This window comes from Proteus sp. FZP2095, from assembly GCF_023701425.1.
Lineage (GTDB): Bacteria > Pseudomonadota > Gammaproteobacteria > Enterobacterales > Enterobacteriaceae > Proteus > Proteus cibarius.
On record NZ_JAMQBJ010000004.1, the window covers coordinates 13,799 to 29,831 of the forward strand.

General features: G+C 37.4%; 15 protein-coding genes. 7 read left to right on the forward strand and 8 right to left on the reverse strand.

The genetic code is table 11. The features are described 5' to 3' along the window. Positions 1-218: 218 nt before the first annotated feature. Both NBG71_RS14835 and NBG71_RS14840 read left to right on the forward strand, forming a co-directional pair. Positions 219-1,907: a methyl-accepting chemotaxis protein gene (locus tag NBG71_RS14835; RefSeq protein ID WP_075674191.1), complete on the forward strand. Its 1,689-nt coding sequence runs from the start codon at positions 219-221 to the stop codon at positions 1,905-1,907. A gap of 540 nt (positions 1,908-2,447) precedes the next feature. Next, positions 2,448-4,193, forward strand: coding sequence for a methyl-accepting chemotaxis protein (locus NBG71_RS14840; RefSeq protein ID WP_075673318.1), 1,746 nt, complete (start codon positions 2,448-2,450; stop codon positions 4,191-4,193). 99 nt (positions 4,194-4,292) lie between these two features. Here the strand turns inward: NBG71_RS14840 and NBG71_RS14845 are convergent, their stop codons facing one another. From NBG71_RS14845 to NBG71_RS14855, 3 genes are all read right to left on the reverse strand, one after another. Next, complete coding sequence (locus tag NBG71_RS14845) at positions 4,293-5,837, reverse strand: methyl-accepting chemotaxis protein (protein ID WP_075673319.1); 1,545 nt, start codon at positions 5,835-5,837, stop codon at positions 4,293-4,295. 149 nt (positions 5,838-5,986) lie between these two features. After that, complete coding sequence (locus NBG71_RS14850; RefSeq protein ID WP_075673320.1) at positions 5,987-6,847, reverse strand: SIS domain-containing protein; 861 nt, start codon at positions 6,845-6,847, stop codon at positions 5,987-5,989. Between the two features lie 711 nt (positions 6,848-7,558). After that, a complete protein-coding gene (locus tag NBG71_RS14855) occupies positions 7,559-8,164 on the reverse strand; it encodes a LysE family translocator (RefSeq protein WP_099659191.1) in 606 nt (201 codons plus the stop codon). 99 nt (positions 8,165-8,263) lie between these two features. Between NBG71_RS14855 and NBG71_RS14860 the strand changes: the two genes are divergently transcribed. From NBG71_RS14860 to NBG71_RS14870, 3 genes are all read left to right on the forward strand, one after another. Further along, a complete protein-coding gene (locus NBG71_RS14860) occupies positions 8,264-9,244 on the forward strand; it encodes a hydrolase (RefSeq protein WP_075673322.1) in 981 nt (326 codons plus the stop codon). Continuing rightward, a complete protein-coding gene (locus tag NBG71_RS14865) occupies positions 9,241-9,462 on the forward strand; it encodes a YheU family protein (RefSeq protein WP_075673323.1) in 222 nt (73 codons plus the stop codon). The genes NBG71_RS14860 and NBG71_RS14865 overlap by 4 nt, the downstream gene beginning before the upstream one ends. 65 nt (positions 9,463-9,527) lie before the next feature. Beyond that, on the forward strand, positions 9,528-10,397 hold the full coding sequence (locus tag NBG71_RS14870; protein WP_075673324.1) for a phosphoribulokinase: 870 nt from the start codon (positions 9,528-9,530) through the stop codon (positions 10,395-10,397). A gap of 89 nt (positions 10,398-10,486) precedes the next feature. Here the strand turns inward: NBG71_RS14870 and NBG71_RS14875 are convergent, their stop codons facing one another. Further along, on the reverse strand, positions 10,487-10,894 hold the full coding sequence (locus NBG71_RS14875; protein WP_075673325.1) for an OsmC family protein: 408 nt from the start codon (positions 10,892-10,894) through the stop codon (positions 10,487-10,489). Between the two features lie 313 nt (positions 10,895-11,207). Here NBG71_RS14875 and crp point away from each other — a divergent pair, with 313 nt between their 5' ends. Beyond that, positions 11,208-11,840: a cAMP-activated global transcriptional regulator CRP gene (gene crp, locus NBG71_RS14880; RefSeq protein WP_004246872.1), complete on the forward strand. Its 633-nt coding sequence runs from the start codon at positions 11,208-11,210 to the stop codon at positions 11,838-11,840. A 95-nt stretch (positions 11,841-11,935) separates the two neighbouring features. Here crp and argD read toward each other — a convergent pair whose 3' ends face one another. From argD to ppiA, 3 genes are all read right to left on the reverse strand, one after another. Continuing rightward, positions 11,936-13,150: a bifunctional acetylornithine/succinyldiaminopimelate transaminase gene (gene argD / locus NBG71_RS14885; protein ID WP_075673326.1), complete on the reverse strand. Its 1,215-nt coding sequence runs from the start codon at positions 13,148-13,150 to the stop codon at positions 11,936-11,938. Between the two features lie 117 nt (positions 13,151-13,267). Continuing rightward, on the reverse strand, positions 13,268-13,843 hold the full coding sequence (locus NBG71_RS14890) for an aminodeoxychorismate synthase component II (protein WP_036933913.1): 576 nt from the start codon (positions 13,841-13,843) through the stop codon (positions 13,268-13,270). Positions 13,844-14,217: 374 nt separating this feature from the next. Continuing rightward, positions 14,218-14,787, reverse strand: a complete 570-nt coding sequence (gene ppiA / locus NBG71_RS14895) for a peptidylprolyl isomerase A (protein ID WP_072064793.1) — start codon at positions 14,785-14,787, stop codon at positions 14,218-14,220. Between the two features lie 270 nt (positions 14,788-15,057). Here ppiA and yihA point away from each other — a divergent pair, with 270 nt between their 5' ends. Then, the gene (gene yihA, locus NBG71_RS14900) at positions 15,058-15,690 is read left to right on the forward strand and encodes a ribosome biogenesis GTP-binding protein YihA/YsxC (protein ID WP_075673327.1); all 633 of its coding nucleotides are present in this window, start codon (positions 15,058-15,060) and stop codon (positions 15,688-15,690) included. 150 nt (positions 15,691-15,840) lie between these two features. On the opposite strand, the gene spfP is transcribed toward yihA, so the two are convergent. Further along, positions 15,841-15,888: a small protein SpfP gene (gene spfP / locus NBG71_RS18955; RefSeq protein ID WP_438361642.1), complete on the reverse strand. Its 48-nt coding sequence runs from the start codon at positions 15,886-15,888 to the stop codon at positions 15,841-15,843. Positions 15,889-16,033 lie beyond the last annotated feature (145 nt).

Sequence of the window (16,033 nt, forward strand, 5' to 3'; positions counted from 1 at the left end):
CATTTTACAATAGCACTATTTACACAAAATATAATCTCACTCTATCTAACAATAACCCAATAAAAATAACTAATTAACGTTTATTTTCTACCTATTTATATTAAGTAAGGGAAATAAATTCTTTCACGCTAAAGTTTTTAACATTCCAGCCGAATTAATCATTCTGCTAAGTGGACCTCCCACTTACCAACGAAAAGGCAAAGCTAATAGGTAGAGTTATGTTAAAACGAATTAAAATCTCTCAAGGTTTAATGTGTGTCCTGACTCTGTTTTGTATTATTCAGATCATTTCTGGAGTACAAAGCATTCACGATGCCTACCAGACTCAAAATACACTTAAAAGAATTTCATACAGTTTCGATCAACTACGCACCATGGATAATACTTATGCGGAGTTGAATACATTACGTACTGATATTATTGCACAAGCATTTAATTATATTTCAAATCCTCAAACCGAGGATGCAAATGTTACTGCATTTATGCAAACCATGCCTGAACGTAAAGCACAAGTTGACGCATTGATGAATGAGTATGTTGAGCTATCTGCGCAAACAGGTTTCGATCAGCAACGTATGGCACAAATCAAACAGCTTTATCAAAAGAGCCGTGCTGATCTTGATTTACTGGCGCAGTATTTAAGTGAACGTAACACGAACGCGGTTCGTTTAATTTTAAAAAGCCCAGCAAACACTAACTTCACTAATTCATTGTATGAAGCCACCGACTTTATTACCGATGAAGTTGTGAATCCTTCAGTGATTGAAGCAGAAGGCAACTACCACAGCATGTTGTGGATAGCATCGCTCTTTATGGGTATCTTCCTCATCTTTACCACCTTAGTGCTTATTTGGATCCGCAAATACATCATTGTGCGCATTAACCAAATGATCATCTATCAAGAGGCAATTGCTAAAGGCGATCTAGTCAGTCGTATTGATAGCGATGTTTCAGGTAAGACTGAAATCGATCAACTCATGCTCGGCTTACAACAAATGCGAGCTCAATTAAAAGAGATGGTAAGTTCGATTCGAAATACTAGTGCAACTATTTACACTGGCGTACAAGAGATTGCTGCAGGTAATAATGATTTATCGAGTAGAACTGAAGAGCAAGCCAGTGCATTAGAAGAAACAGCATCCAGCATGGAGCAGATGACCGCAACTATTCGTAATAACACAGAAAGCGCTCGTGAAGTCACAGAGCTCGTTATGAGTACTGCCGATATTGCCGTTCAGGGGGGTGAGCATAGTAATAAGATGGTAATGACAATGACAGATATTGCCGATCGCTCACAAAAAATTGGTGAAATCACTGCGGTCATTGATGATATTGCTTTCCAAACCAATATATTAGCCCTTAATGCTGCCGTTGAAGCGGCTAGAGCGGGTGAGCAAGGCCGTGGTTTCTCAGTGGTTGCAAGTGAAGTTCGCAATTTAGCACAGCGTAGTGCGGAAGCGGCGAAAGAGATCAAAGAGCTGATTGAATCGACAATATTACGTGTTAGACAAGGTAATGATCTTGTCGAACAAGTGAGTTTATCAATGGGTGAGATTGTCACCTCTGTTAATCATGTTTCGGGTTCGATGAAAGAAATTTTATCTGCATCAGAAGAACAAACCCGCGGTATTGCACAGATCAGCCTTGCTGTTAATGAAATGGATAAAGCAACACAGCAAAATGCGGCGATGGTTGAACAATCAACAGCTGCCTCTGCCACATTAAGTGAACAAGCAGGTATGCTGGATACGATTGTGAATACATTCAAAGTTGAGCACGAAAAAGTTGCACCAACTAAAACTAAGTTACCTACATTCTCAGCTAAATCACAAGACACAGAAACACTTAAAACACCAACAATAAAAACCAATAATCACGAAACAGACGATAATTGGGAAAGCTTTTAATGATACCTCTCACACAATATCGTGAGAGAGAGTTGTGTAGAAAATAGTCCAGAACATATAACAAAACCTCTACCTACCATACTCCCAGTGATTTTTCTGGGAGTATTTCTGAGCCCACCGCACATAAACACAAAAAAACAGATCGTTTTTTATACGAAACAAAAGCATTTTTTTAGAAAAATTAAGAGCGTTTATGAAAGCGATAATTTTATTTTACTTATCATAAGATAAAAAGATAAATAAAAATAAAATACTGCTTATTATTGTTTTAATATCCAAAAAATCATTATTAATATTTATATTTTAATAATTAACACAAAAAATAAGTAAGATAATATACTTATGGTTTTTTCTGTTAATCATTAGAAAATTTTAGCCATTAGCTGATAATCAAAGCTAAAAAAAGAAATATAAGTCGTCTTTACTATCAAATAGAGTAGAAAAGGTAAAGTTTTTAAATATTGAGCCGAATAAGTTTAATTGATAAATAGTTATCGCTCCTTGCTGTGTGTCCTACAAACCAATTAAATAGGTAAGGCTATGCTGAAACGAATAAAAATATCTAATGGCTTAATGTTTATCTTAATACTGTTTTGCGCCATTCAACTTTTTTCTGGTGCAATGAGTATCCGTGATGCGAGTTTAACAAATAAGCGGATCTCACAATTAGCGAATGGCTTTGAACAGATAAAAACGATGGATTATGGTTATGCTGAGTTAAATAAACTACGTGAAGATATGCTAAATGTTATGTTTGAAGCCCATCTCACGCCCGATATTGCAGAAAGTAAAATTTCTGATTTCATTTCCTCTTATCCCAAAAGAAAACAAGAAATTACACGTATTATTACTGCATATTTCACTGCTACCGAAGAAGCAGATTTTGATCCCGAAAAAATAGAGAGCATGAAAAAGCTCTTTAATCGTGTACTTTATGATCTTGACCAACTTGTATCATGTTTAGAAATTCGTGATTACTACGGCTTTCAATCTCTTTATGCACATAATACCAATGACCGCTTTACTCAATCCCTTTATGAAGCAACAGATTATCTCAGTGATAACGTTGTTACTCATGCAATAAAAGCAGCTCAAGGTAATTATGAACGTACCTTGGTTTTAGCTTTTGTCTTTATGTTTATTTTCATTCTTTTTACTGTTCTTGTTGTACTTTGGATACGTCGAAATATTGTTTTACGTATCAATCAAATTGTCGATTATATGTCGAAAATCTCACAAGGAAACTTATTAGAAAATAAAGATGTTACAGTAAAAGGAAATAATGAAATCGACCAATTAATTACAGGTATTCAATATATGCGTACTGAACTGTCATTAATTGTGAATGCGATCCGAGGGACAAGCCATCATATTTATACCGGTGTCCAAGAGTTATCCGCAGGGAATACCGATCTTTCTTGTCGTACCGAAGAGCAAGCGAGTGCATTAGAAGAAACCGCCTCAAGTATGGAACAACTCACAGCAACAGTGAGAAATAATACAGAAAGTGCTCGTGAAGTTTCACACCTGATTAGTCAGACCTCCAATATTGCCAGCAAAGGGGGCGACGTCACCAATAGAATGGTGAAAACGATGACTGATATTGCCGATAGCTCACAAAAAATTGGTGAAATTACCGCGGTTATCAATAGCATCGCTTTCCAAACCAATATTCTCTCGTTAAATGCTGCGGTTGAAGCCGCAAGAGCGGGCGAACAAGGTCGAGGTTTCTCAGTGGTTGCAACAGAAGTAAGGGAGCTAGCACAACGCAGTGCCGAAGCTGCAAAGGAAATTAAAGAGTTAATTGATGCCTCTATTAGTCGTGTTCGTCATGGCAATGATCTGGTTGAGCAAGTTAGCATTTCTATGGGCGAAATACTCACATCCGTAAAACATGTTGAAGATTCAATGACAGAAATTTTATCTGCGTCAGAAGAACAAACTCGAGGTATCACTCAAGTTTCTCTTGCAGTCACTGAAATGGATAAAGCAACACAGCAAAATGCGACGATGGTTGAACAATCTTCTGCTGTTGCCAGCTTATTGACCGAAGAAGCAGGTAATCTTGAACAAATTGTTGAGCAATTTAAAACGGCTGAAAGTGAACAGTTCAATAAAAAGACACAACATAAAGTAATAGAAAAACAGTTCTCATCTGAAAAATCACAGCATACAAAAGATGAGAACATGAAAAATATCGCTAAAGATGACGTGAAAGAGAGAAAATCAGCAAAAGGAACAGCAACTGTAAATGACGGTGAAGATGATGATTGGACAAGCTTTTAACTCATTGAGTTGATCATGATAAAAGCGTGATTTAGATAAACACAAAGACACCTATTTTTAGTAGGTGTCTTTTTCTTTTACTTCTTAAATAATAACAAATTAATGAAATACATTGATTGCACTAACTAAGTAATTAGTTTGTACTTTCATTTCACCTGAAATCATTGAGGCTTTAGAAACATAATTCGCATTTTCATGCGTAATCGATTCCAATTTTTCAACAGCGCGACCAAGCTCTTTTAAACCTGCACTCTGTTCTGATGATGCAAGACTAATTTCACCAATTAAATCAGTTACATTTTTAACATGCACGACAATATCTTCCATAGTTCCGACTGTTTCATTGACTTGCTTTGAGCCGACTTTGATATTGCTACTTGAAGCACTGATCAATGTTTTGATCTCTTTCGCTGCCTCTGCGCTGCGCTGCGCTAGCTCCCTTACTTCTGTTGCAACCACTGAGAAACCTCGACCTTGTTCGCCTGCTCTGGCCGCTTCTACGGATGCATTAAGTGCAAGGATATTAGTTTGAAAGGCAATGCTATCAATAACACCAATGATATTACTAATACGATCAGAACTCTTCGCAATATCATTCATTGTATTAACGATATTATCCATTGCATTACCTCCTTTTATCGCTGCCTCACAAGTGACATTAGAAAGGTTGTTTGCTTGCCCTGCCGTTTCACTATTGCTGCTTACCGCTGTCGTTAATTCATTCATCGTTGAGGCCGTTGCTTCAACATTGCTGGCAGTTTGCTCTGTTCTTACATACAGATCACGATTACCTGCAGCTAATTGATCACAAGAGATGTCTACTTGATGTATTTGATGACTCACATCACTGACTAACCAACGGAACATACGCCCTAGTTGATTAACTGAACGCTGTGTCATACCCACTTCATCAATGCGATTTATATATGTAACGTTATGTTCATCGCCAGTTGCAACTCGATTCGCTTGCTCATTCAGGAGTCTAATTGGCTTAACAATCTGAAAATAGAGAATACGTTCATTTGCCATCAGTAATACCAGCAAAATCGCCATATGCATAAAAAGAGCATAGCCAGATAAACCAGCAAACCATGCACTCAACAACATAAAAGGTAGAGGTAATAGGATAAAAAGACGGAGTCGTTTTTTTAATGAAATTGTCTGATTCCATGAGCGCCAACGCTGCCATCCTTTATACACAAAAGCGCCTTTTAAAAACATGTGTGAAGGATACTTACCTTGATTAAACGCAGCGTAAAGCGCTGAGGCTTGTGCTATTTCCTCTTTTCTTGCAGAAGTCCTTACCGACATAAAACTTTGAATTTTACCCTGACGTATAATAGGGGTGATATTCGCTCTTACCCAATAGTAATCCCCATTTTTACGCCGATTCTTCACGATCCCAGTCCAAACCTCTCCTTGTTTTAACGTTTTCCACATATCCTTAAAAACTGCTGAAGGGATATCTGGATGTCGGACAATATTGTGGGGTTGTCCCACTAGTTCTTCCACTGAAAACCCACTGGCTTCGACAAAGTCCTCGTTAGCATAAATAATATTGCCATCAAGATCTGTCGTCGACATCAGTGTTGCGTTTTCAGATACCGGGTATTCTCGCTGTGTCACCGGTTGATTGTTACGCATTAGTTACTCTCCTCGACATTGAAATTAAAACATCTCAACAAAAAAAGACTGCCTAAATAACTATCGTTTCGGCCGTTAGGAGAATAACTTTAGCAATAAGTGTAAATACCTATGTTTAAATATTAATTTTTTGAATCAGTTCAAATTTTTTAATTATCTAAGCTATTAATTAATGCCTGCGAACTTAGCACTAATGTCTTGGCACACTCATCACGTTTCTTTAATAACGCCATAAAAATGAGGTCAGTGATCGTGTTTTGTGCTGTGCGTGAAGAGATTGAAGCGCTTCGCCACTCACCTTCATCCGCAATTGTTTCTAATATATAATCAGAAATTCTTCCTAATGGAGAGTGTTTTTCTCCTGTAATGGCAATGATTTTTGCTCCCTGTTTTTTAGCTACAGAGGCTGCGACTAACATATCTTTTCTTTTGCCACTATAAGAAATAACTATCTGTAAATCCTTTGAGCTTAACATTTGGGCAACAGATATCTGAACATGATGATCTGTTTCAATCAGCGTGGTTATTCCTATTTTTTGTAATTTATAGCTTAAATCTCTTGCGACTAATCCTGAGCCACCAATACCAATAATCTGAACTCGCTGAGCTTCATCAATAAGTTGGATCACCTTTTCAAAATGAAGGTAATTAATTTGGCGAGTTGTATCGCAAATTGAATTATTTTTCTCTTGAGCGAGTTTTTGTGCGATAACCTCTAAACTATCTTCCGAGCCTATTTGATTATGTAATAGGCTAGGGTTTGCCCCTGAATTCGCGTTTTTTCGACCTAGCTCTTCACTAATGGCGAGTTTCAAAGAAGGAAAACCTTTAAATCCTATTTTTTGACTAAATTTAACAATAGCAGATTGACTCACACCCATTGTTTCAGCAAGTTGCTGTGACGATAAAGTGATTGTTTTCTCTGGATTATCTAAAATGTAGTCTGCTATTTTTCGCTGATTCGTAGCCATACCCGGCTTTATCCAGGCAATTTTCGTTAATGTCGGCATAATGACAATATCCACTTCGAGTACTATATAGTTATATATGGAGTAATTCTTGGTACAGTATTTAATACCTATAACAATTAATTTTTTAGAATAAAATCAATTAAAAAGAGATAATGAACAACAATAAAGTATAGAAAAAATCACCTTATTATTGGAATACTTGTTTTTATAATAGTTTTATAATTATCTTTTCAATCAGAACGATATTCATCAGTCCCTACATTTATAATACTTAATTTACTCCCCTCTCTATTTTAAATAATAATTTATTCTTTTAGGTCAATAGAACGATATAAACTTAATCTATTTACTCTTAATAAATTGTTATTTTCAAACACTTCCATTCATTTAATAACAATTCAAAAACATAAACGTAATAAAAATCACTTTAATAGAAACAGTAAAAAGAATAAATAATTCCTATATAAAATAGTTATTTTCCATTTTAATGGTGTAAATAATGAGAAATAAAAAAATCAAATAGTTGAATAATGAGAACTATATAACGACTAAAAAATCAGTCATCACTTTATACAAGAGAGTACTTTAACATGAATGATTGTGTCAGTGGGCGATCGTAGATCTCTCTTTTTATAGAGGAATACTCTTTTTTTGATACACATCAAGAGAGATCATTTCAACCAATCTTAAAAAACATCATTTAAATCAAAAAAGTTTGATTACCACTTGATTTATAACTATTTTCTGAAATTACTCTATCCAAATCAAAGGGACGCAGAGCGCCGTTAATAATCCCATTGAAATATTGAAAACAAACCAAGAGCGTCTGCTTTGTAAAAATAGGCTAATTAATGTTCCGCCTAATATCCAAACAATACCAGCAACAAAATTAACAATAACCATAACAATGCTAATAGCAATGACTGAGCTAAAATAAGCATCGCCTGATAGACTAAAGCTCCCTACTGCACCTAATCCCATCATCCACGCTTTTGGATTTAGAAATTGCAACAATCCGCCCTGAAACCAACTTACTGCTTGTGGTGTTTTTGCTGGAATATCTAAACGCTGATAAGATGATGTCGCTGTTTTCCAAGCAAGCCAAAGTAAATACGCACTCCCGATTATCTTCAACCCGATATGCAGTGCAGGATAAATTATCAATAATGCGGCAACACCAAATGCAGAGCTTAATAAAACGCATTGCATACCCAGCATAATGCCGGCCATTAGCTTTAACGAGCCCTTAAAGCCCACATTTGCCCCAGATGAAGTAAGCAGTAAATTGTTTGGTCCAGGTGTTATCGCTGCAATAAACAGGAAAATAGTTAAAGAAAAAACAAGGCTAATTGTCATTGAGTATGCTCAAAGATGTGACAGACGTTTTATTTTCACCGAAAATAGCAGTATGTTATTTAGCAAACAAGTGTTAATTCATTTTGATAGACGGAAAATATGTCTCAATACTTTAATCCAATACGTTGGGCTAAAAATCCACATTTACAAACGCTCTTACCAAGAATTGTACGTAGGACGCCACAACTTACGCCACATTGGCAACGGCTCAATCTTCCAGACAATGATTTTGTCGATTTAGCGTGGAGTGAAGATCCGGCAACGGCACTCGATAAACCGCGCTTAGTCATCTTTCATGGCTTAGAAGGTGGGTTTAGTAGCCCTTATGCTCATGGCATGTTAGCCGCCGCAAAAGAGAGAGGCTGGCTAAGCGTTGTGATGCATTTTAGAGGATGCAGTGGTGAACCCAATAGACAAAATCGCATTTACCACTCAGGTGAAACAGAAGATGCTCGCTACTTCTTAAATTGGTTGAAAAAGGAATTTGGCGAACAACCAACAGCCGCCGTTGGCTATTCACTTGGTGGAAATATGCTTGCCTATTATCTTGCTGAAAGTGGTGAAAATGCGGTTGTAGATGCAGCTGTTATTGTCTCTGCGCCATTAATGCTTGAACCATGTTCAACAAAAATTGAACATGGTTTTTCTCGTTTTTACCAATGGTATCTGTTAAAAGAACTTAAAAATAACGCAACCCGAAAACTTATTCGCTATCCAGAATCCTTACCGATTAGCTTATTGACGATAAAATCCATCAAAAAACTACGCCAGTTTGACGATCTTATTACGTCTAAAATTCACGGATTTAAAGATGCATTAGATTATTATCGCCAATGCAGTGCGTTGCCTTTATTAAATAAAATAAAGAAAACGACACTTATCATTCATGCTAAAGACGATCCATTTATGTCTGCGGATGTTATTCCTGATGTCAAAACGCTACCCAATAACATTGAATACCAACTTACAGAGTTTGGTGGGCATGTGGGATTTGTTGGTGGGAAGCTATCAAAACCGGTGATGTGGCTAGAAAGGCGTATTCCTGATTGGTTGGCTACCTATTTGGAGAAAGCAAAATGATAATACCTTGGAGCGAGCTTTCAACTGAAACTCTAGACAATCTCATTGAAAGTTTCGTTTTACGAGAAGGTACTGATTATGGTATCCAAGAGAAAACGCTTGAGCAAAAAGTCGCCGACGTAAAAAAACAACTTAAATCCGGTGAGGCCGTGTTGGTTTGGTCTGAACTTCATGAGAGCGTCAATATTATGCCTGCATCGCAATTTCGCTCTGATTAGTTATTCAAAGTTAGCGATGTATCGCCATCAATAAGGGCCAACCTTATTTAGCAAAAGGATAACCTATGTCAATTAAGCATCCTATCATCGCAGTAACTGGTTCAAGTGGTGCAGGAACCACCACAACAAGCCAAGCTTTTCGTAAAATATTCCAACAGTTCAATGCAAATGCTGCATTGATTGATGGAGATAGTTTTCATCGCTATACCCGTCCTGAAATGGATATGGCGATAAGAAAAGCCAGAGAACAAGGTAGACATATCAGTTATTTTGGCCCTGAAGCAAATGATTTTAGCTTACTGAGTAAGACCTTAAGTCAATATAGCGATACAGGACAAGGGCAATCTCGCAAATATCTACACTCTTATGATGAAGCAACCCCTTACAACCAATTACCGGGAACATTTACCCCTTGGGAGCCATTAGCTAGTAATACTGATATTCTCTTTTATGAAGGATTGCACGGTGGCGTTGTTACCAACGAACATGATGTAGCTCAACATGTTGATTTATTGGTCGGTGTTGTTCCTATCGTCAACCTAGAGTGGATACAAAAGCTTATCCGAGACACGACAGAAAGGGGACACTCACAAGAAGCGGTAAGAGATTCAGTTGTACGCTCAATGGACGATTATATTAGCTACATTATTCCTCAATTCTCACGCACCCACATTAACTTCCAACGCGTTCCGACCGTTGATACTTCAAACCCTTTTTCTGCCAAAGCAATCCCCACTCTTGATGAAAGTTTTATTGTTATTCGTTTTCGTGGCTTAACTGATATTGATTTTCCCTATTTACTTGCGATGTTACATGGCTCGTTTATGTCAACAATAAACACTATTGTTGTACCGGGCGGGAAATTAGGATTAGCGATGGAATTAATTATGGCACCATTAGTCAAAAAATTATTAAATGGCGAAAAGATAAGTTAACCAAAATAAAATTTGTCTCTATAAAAATAATATCCCTTAATTAATGGGATATTATTTTTCAAATTAAACTTTATTTTAAAATATCAAAATTAGTCAACATCTTTTATTTCAAATGAATGCGTAATATTGGCTGCTTTTCCTAACATTAAAGAAACAGAACAATATTTTTCTGCGGATAATTGAACTGCTCGTTCTACGATTTTATCCGTTAATTCTTTACCTGAAACAATAAAATGTAAATTGATATCAGTAAATAAACGAGGGGCTTCTTCGCGTCGCTCTGATGTTAATTTCACTTCACAATCAGTCACTTGGTGACGACCTTTACGTAAAATGCTTACGACATCAATAGCGCTACATCCACCCGCAGCAATTAATACCATTTCCATTGGGCTTGGGGCTTTATCACCCGAATTCCCATCCATCATAATCTGATGGCCTGATGAAGATTCGCCGACAAAAGATAAATCTTCAACCCACTTAACTCGCGCTTCCATTTATTTTCCCCCTAAAGATGACAGAAACTAAAAGAGTACATTCTCATAATTCAACTAGCAATTAGCAAATAGGTTTATTATGCTGACTGCGTAAAACGAGACTTAATGCACTAATTGTGTTAAAAACAATATCTGCTTGATGATAGTGGTTAAGATCAATGCATTATTTTCTCATTTATTATAATCTACTCCATATTAACTGACCGTGTTCTCAGGAAGTTAATAGGTAAAGATAGGATTTTTAAGCACGCTGTCTCAAAAGGGAACCTATCCGTTTTGAAAGGCTGCATTTAACGTACAGAGGATAACGCGAATGGTTCTCGGCAAGCCGCAAACAGACCCGACTCTTGAATGGTTTTTGTCACACTGCCATATTCACAAATATCCATCCAAGAGCACGCTGATCCACCAAGGTGAGAAAGCGGAAACACTTTATTATATTGTTAAAGGTTCCGTGGCTGTTCTTATTAAAGATGAAGAAGGAAAAGAAATGATCCTCTCCTACCTAAACCAGGGGGATTTCATCGGTGAACTTGGATTATTTGAAGAAGATCAAGAACGTAGTGCATGGGTTCGAGCAAAAACAGCCTGTGAAGTAGCAGAAATTTCCTATAAAAAATTCCGCCAATTAATTCAGGTTAACCCTGATATTCTGATGCGCCTTTCTGCTCAAATGGCGAACAGATTACAAACAACATCAGAAAAAGTAGGTAACCTTGCTTTCCTTGATGTAACAGGCCGTATTGCACAAACCTTATTAAACTTAGCAAAACAACCCGATGCAATGACACATCCTGATGGCATGCAAATTAAAATTACACGTCAGGAAATTGGTCAAATCGTTGGTTGTTCACGCGAAACTGTAGGCCGTATTCTGAAAATGCTGGAAGATCAAAACTTGATCTCCGCACACGGTAAAACTATCGTCGTTTACGGGACTCGCTAAGTTTTCCCGCTCGAAACAAACAATAGCCCATAACAGGGCTATTGATATACTTTTTGTGAAAACCCCATCCTCGCTGATGGGGTTTTCAGTTGATACTATCCTTTTACAAATTCTGCAATAGCCGCTTTCAATGCCACCATTCCTTCTTGCAGTTCTTCTTGAGTAATAATTAACGACGGTGTAAAACGCATCACATCAGCCCCTGCATTTAACATCATTAAGCCATGTTTAGTAGCAAGACCGAGTAATTCTTTGGCTTTACCTTCATATTGTGGCGCTAATTGCGCTCCTATCAATAAACCTTGTCCACGGATTTGCGAAAAGACATGGTACGTTTGATTGATTGCCGCCAGTTCATCCACAATCCATTGATAGCGCTTTTCTACCCCCTCAAGTACCTCAGGTGTATTAATTAAATCAAATGCGACATTGCCCACTGCACAAGCTAATGGATTGCCACCATAGGTTGTACCATGCGTTCCAACCCCCATTGCGGAAGCTATCTCATATGTTGTTAACATCGCACTAAGTGGAAAACCGCTTCCCAGCGCTTTTGCGGTTGTAATAATGTCTGGTGTCACATCATAGTTCATATAGGCAAACAGTTTACCTGTACGCCCCATACCTGTTTGTACTTCATCAAGAACAAGTAGAGCTTGATGCTTATCACACAGCTCACGTAGCCCTCTCATAAACTCAGGTGTTGCCGCTGTTACGCCACCTTCACCTTGAACTGGCTCTAAAATAACGGCACAAGTGTGGTCATCCATAACCGCTTTAACAGCATCTAAATCATTAAACGGTACATGTACGATATCGGCAGGCTTAGGACCAAAACCATCCGCATATTTAGGTTGTCCACCAACCGATACTGTAAACAGCGTTCTGCCATGAAATGCATTGTGAAAGGCAATAATTTTAGTTTTATAAGGGCTATGACGAGTAATGGCATAATGGCGAGCCAATTTAAATGCGGCTTCATTTGCTTCTGCGCCCGAATTGGCAAAAAAGACACGTTCTGCAAATGTGTTATCTATTAATTTTTGTGCTAAACGTAATGCAGGTTCATTCGTAAAAATATTACTGACGTGCCAAAGTTGCTCACTTTGTTCTTTCAAGGCTTGATTTAGAGCTGGATGAGCATGCCCTAGTGCTAAAACCGCAATACCACCAGCAAAATCGATATACGATTTTCCTTGCTGATCCCAAACACGGCTACCCATCCCTTTGACAGGAATAAATTCTGCGGGTGAATAAATTGGCAACATTACTTGATCGTATGTTGCCCTATTGATGCTTTGATTTGTCATTACCCCACCTGATCGTTATCCATATTCAATATGAAAATATAATCACTAAATATGAATAAAAAATCAAATGTGGTTTTGTATAAAAAGACGTTATTTCGCTATTTAAATACTATCCATTTAATATTTAAGGAAATTATTTAATAGCTCATGTCCTTGTTCACTTAAAATACTTTCCGGGTGAAATTGAACCCCTTCAATTGGCAGTGTACGATGGCGAATTCCCATAATTTCATCAACATTTCCATCATGTTGGCTCCATGCCGTCACTTCAAAAGGTACTGGTAATGTTGTCGCGTCAATCACCAAAGAGTGGTAACGCGTCACACTTAAAGGTCTATTAAGTCCCTTAAAAACACCTTGTTGATTATGATGTATTAATGAATTTTTACCATGCATCACTTCTCGTGCTCTGATAACCGATGCACCGAAAGCTTGCCCTATCGCTTGATGTCCAAGACAAACCCCAAGAATAGGAATTTCACCGGCAAACCGCTGTATAGCCTCAAGAGAGATCCCTGCTTCATCAGGAGTACAAGGTCCTGGCGAGATAACAAGATGTGCTGGCATCATCTTTTCTATCTCTTTAAGTCCGATCTCATCGTTACGCTTAACAACAACCTCAGCACCCAATTCACAGAAATACTGATAGAGGTTGTAGGTAAACGAGTCGTAATTATCAATAAGTAACAGCATATTAGCCTATCCGACTGATTTTCTTATCATTATCTATTTTATTACTATTTTAAAGCGAGTGTAGATTTGCCAAAATAGTTCGTTGTTTAACCGACTTGGGTACAACAAAGCCGATTATCATAGCACAGGTATAAAATATGAATAGTAAGCAAGAAAACCTGCTGATTTATTGCGCAATAACAAGAATGACGGTAATTGATGATGAATAGAGTGATTAATAGCGTAGTGAATACTTATTGCAGGAGATCACACGAAAAAAGGAAGGATAAAAAATATTTTTTTCGTACTAAAAAACCCGGAATGAAAACACTCATTCCGGTTTATATGCATTTTATCTTATTAGAATAAGTAGATATCCTATTCTAATAATGCGTTTATTGTTTTACGACTTCCGCAGATAAAATAGTAACCGTTTTTACTGGCACATTTTGGTAAGGCCCAATGTTACGAGTTGGAGTTTGTGAAATTTTATCGACTACATCCATTCCTTTCACAACTTTACCAAATACGGCATAGCCAAAATCACGTTGGCCGTGATCTAAAAATGCATTGTCAGCCACATTAATAAAGAACTGGCTGGTTGCGCTGTCTTTATCTGACGTGCGCGCCATGGCAATAGAACCTTTTACATTGCGCAATCCATTATCGGCTTCATTTTTAATTGGCGCTCTGGTTTGTTTTTGCTGTAAATCAGCAGTAAAACCACCGCCTTGAACCATAAAACCAGGAATAACACGATGAAAAGTGGTGCCGTTATAGTACCCATCTTCGACATACTGAATAAAATTTTTCGTTGTAATGGGGGCTTTTTTATTATCCAGTGATATTTCAATATTGCCTTCAGAGGTGACTAATTTAACGAAGGTTTCTCCCGTTGCCATTGCAAAAGTCGCTGTTGTTAAAGTGCAAGCGGTAACGAAGGTGACAAGAAAACGTTTTAACATGCAGGGATCCTTTACTTTAATAGTCTACAACTTACTTAATATGCAGCGATTCTAATTCGCTGAGGTAAATAGTGCCAATCATTTACCTTTATTTACGCTCAATAAGTCTAATTACGTTATAACAGGGTAAATTTTAATTTTTAAGCACTGTTATAAGTCATTAAATTGCGCCAAAATAGAGCAAATAAATATTTTAGATATTCATTTTCATGCAAAATTGAAATAAGTATGCATGAAAAGCCGCATTATTTCAGAGAGGTTTATACCATAATGGCCCAATTTAACTACCAAAAAGCACATTTCATTATCAGTGCGCCTGATATCCGCCATTTACCACTAGATACAGGAATTGAAATTGCCTTTGCGGGTCGCTCTAATGCCGGTAAATCCAGTGCTTTAAATGCGTTAACCCAACAAAATGGATTAGCCAGAACCAGTAAAACGCCAGGCCGTACTCAATTAATCAACCTTTTCCAAATTGAAGAAGGTTTACGCTTAGTCGATTTACCCGGCTACGGCTATGCTCAAGTTCCTGAAGAAATGAAACGTAAATGGCAACGCTCTTTAGGTGAATACTTACAAAAAAGAGAATGCCTAAAAGGTGTCGTTATTTTAATGGATATTCGTCATCCATTAAAAGATCTCGATATGCAAATGATTGACTGGGCTGTAGGCTCAGAGCTTCCTACTCTCGTTTTACTGACTAAAGCAGATAAACTCGCATCAGGTGCGCGTAAAAAGCAGTTAATGAGCGTACGTGAAGAGCTGGCAAATAAAGTGGGCGATATCCGCGTAGAATATTTTTCATCATTGAAAAAAATCGGTATTGATAAGCTACGTAACACACTTAATGAATGGTTTTCAGGTTCAGAAGAACAACCTACAAATGATGACAACGCTTAATTATCTTCTTTTTTCTCAACGATAGCGTTCTGTTCTTCTATTGATAAAAGGGAAATCACTTTCCCTTTCACTTCTCGCACAAACCACTCCAGTGAATTTTAGGCAAAAAAATGCCCCAGTCGAAATAAAGTCGACTGGGGCAGCTAATATTCAGCTAAATCCGATTACGTGAAGTAAAAGGTCTGAAAGATAGAACATCTTACCTCTGTACCCTACGAGAGATAATGTACTCTATTTTATTGGTTAATAAAAGCCCTTTTGTAATTTTTTTTCACATGCAGACACGATTCAGCTGTGTATTTATGTATTCAAACCATAAATAAATGTAGTTTAATTACATAAT

Coding starts and splice junctions, on each gene's coding strand:
- NBG71_RS14870 (WP_075673324.1), top strand. CDS start 9,528: ATGTCAATTAAGCATCCTATCATCGCAGTAACTGGTTCAAGTGGTGCA.
- NBG71_RS14850 (WP_075673320.1), bottom strand. CDS start 6,847: ATGCCGACATTAACGAAAATTGCCTGGATAAAGCCGGGTATGGCTACG.
- NBG71_RS14890 (WP_036933913.1), bottom strand. CDS start 13,843: ATGCTGTTACTTATTGATAATTACGACTCGTTTACCTACAACCTCTAT.
- NBG71_RS14835 (WP_075674191.1), top strand. CDS start 219: ATGTTAAAACGAATTAAAATCTCTCAAGGTTTAATGTGTGTCCTGACT.
- NBG71_RS14855 (WP_099659191.1), bottom strand. CDS start 8,164: ATGACAATTAGCCTTGTTTTTTCTTTAACTATTTTCCTGTTTATTGCA.
- crp (WP_004246872.1), top strand. CDS start 11,208: ATGGTTCTCGGCAAGCCGCAAACAGACCCGACTCTTGAATGGTTTTTG.
- NBG71_RS14875 (WP_075673325.1), bottom strand. CDS start 10,894: ATGGAAGCGCGAGTTAAGTGGGTTGAAGATTTATCTTTTGTCGGCGAA.
- NBG71_RS14840 (WP_075673318.1), top strand. CDS start 2,448: ATGCTGAAACGAATAAAAATATCTAATGGCTTAATGTTTATCTTAATA.
- NBG71_RS14845 (WP_075673319.1), bottom strand. CDS start 5,837: ATGCGTAACAATCAACCGGTGACACAGCGAGAATACCCGGTATCTGAA.
- ppiA (WP_072064793.1), bottom strand. CDS start 14,787: ATGTTAAAACGTTTTCTTGTCACCTTCGTTACCGCTTGCACTTTAACA.
- NBG71_RS14860 (WP_075673322.1), top strand. CDS start 8,264: ATGTCTCAATACTTTAATCCAATACGTTGGGCTAAAAATCCACATTTA.
- argD (WP_075673326.1), bottom strand. CDS start 13,150: ATGACAAATCAAAGCATCAATAGGGCAACATACGATCAAGTAATGTTG.
- yihA (WP_075673327.1), top strand. CDS start 15,058: ATGGCCCAATTTAACTACCAAAAAGCACATTTCATTATCAGTGCGCCT.
- NBG71_RS14865 (WP_075673323.1), top strand. CDS start 9,241: ATGATAATACCTTGGAGCGAGCTTTCAACTGAAACTCTAGACAATCTC.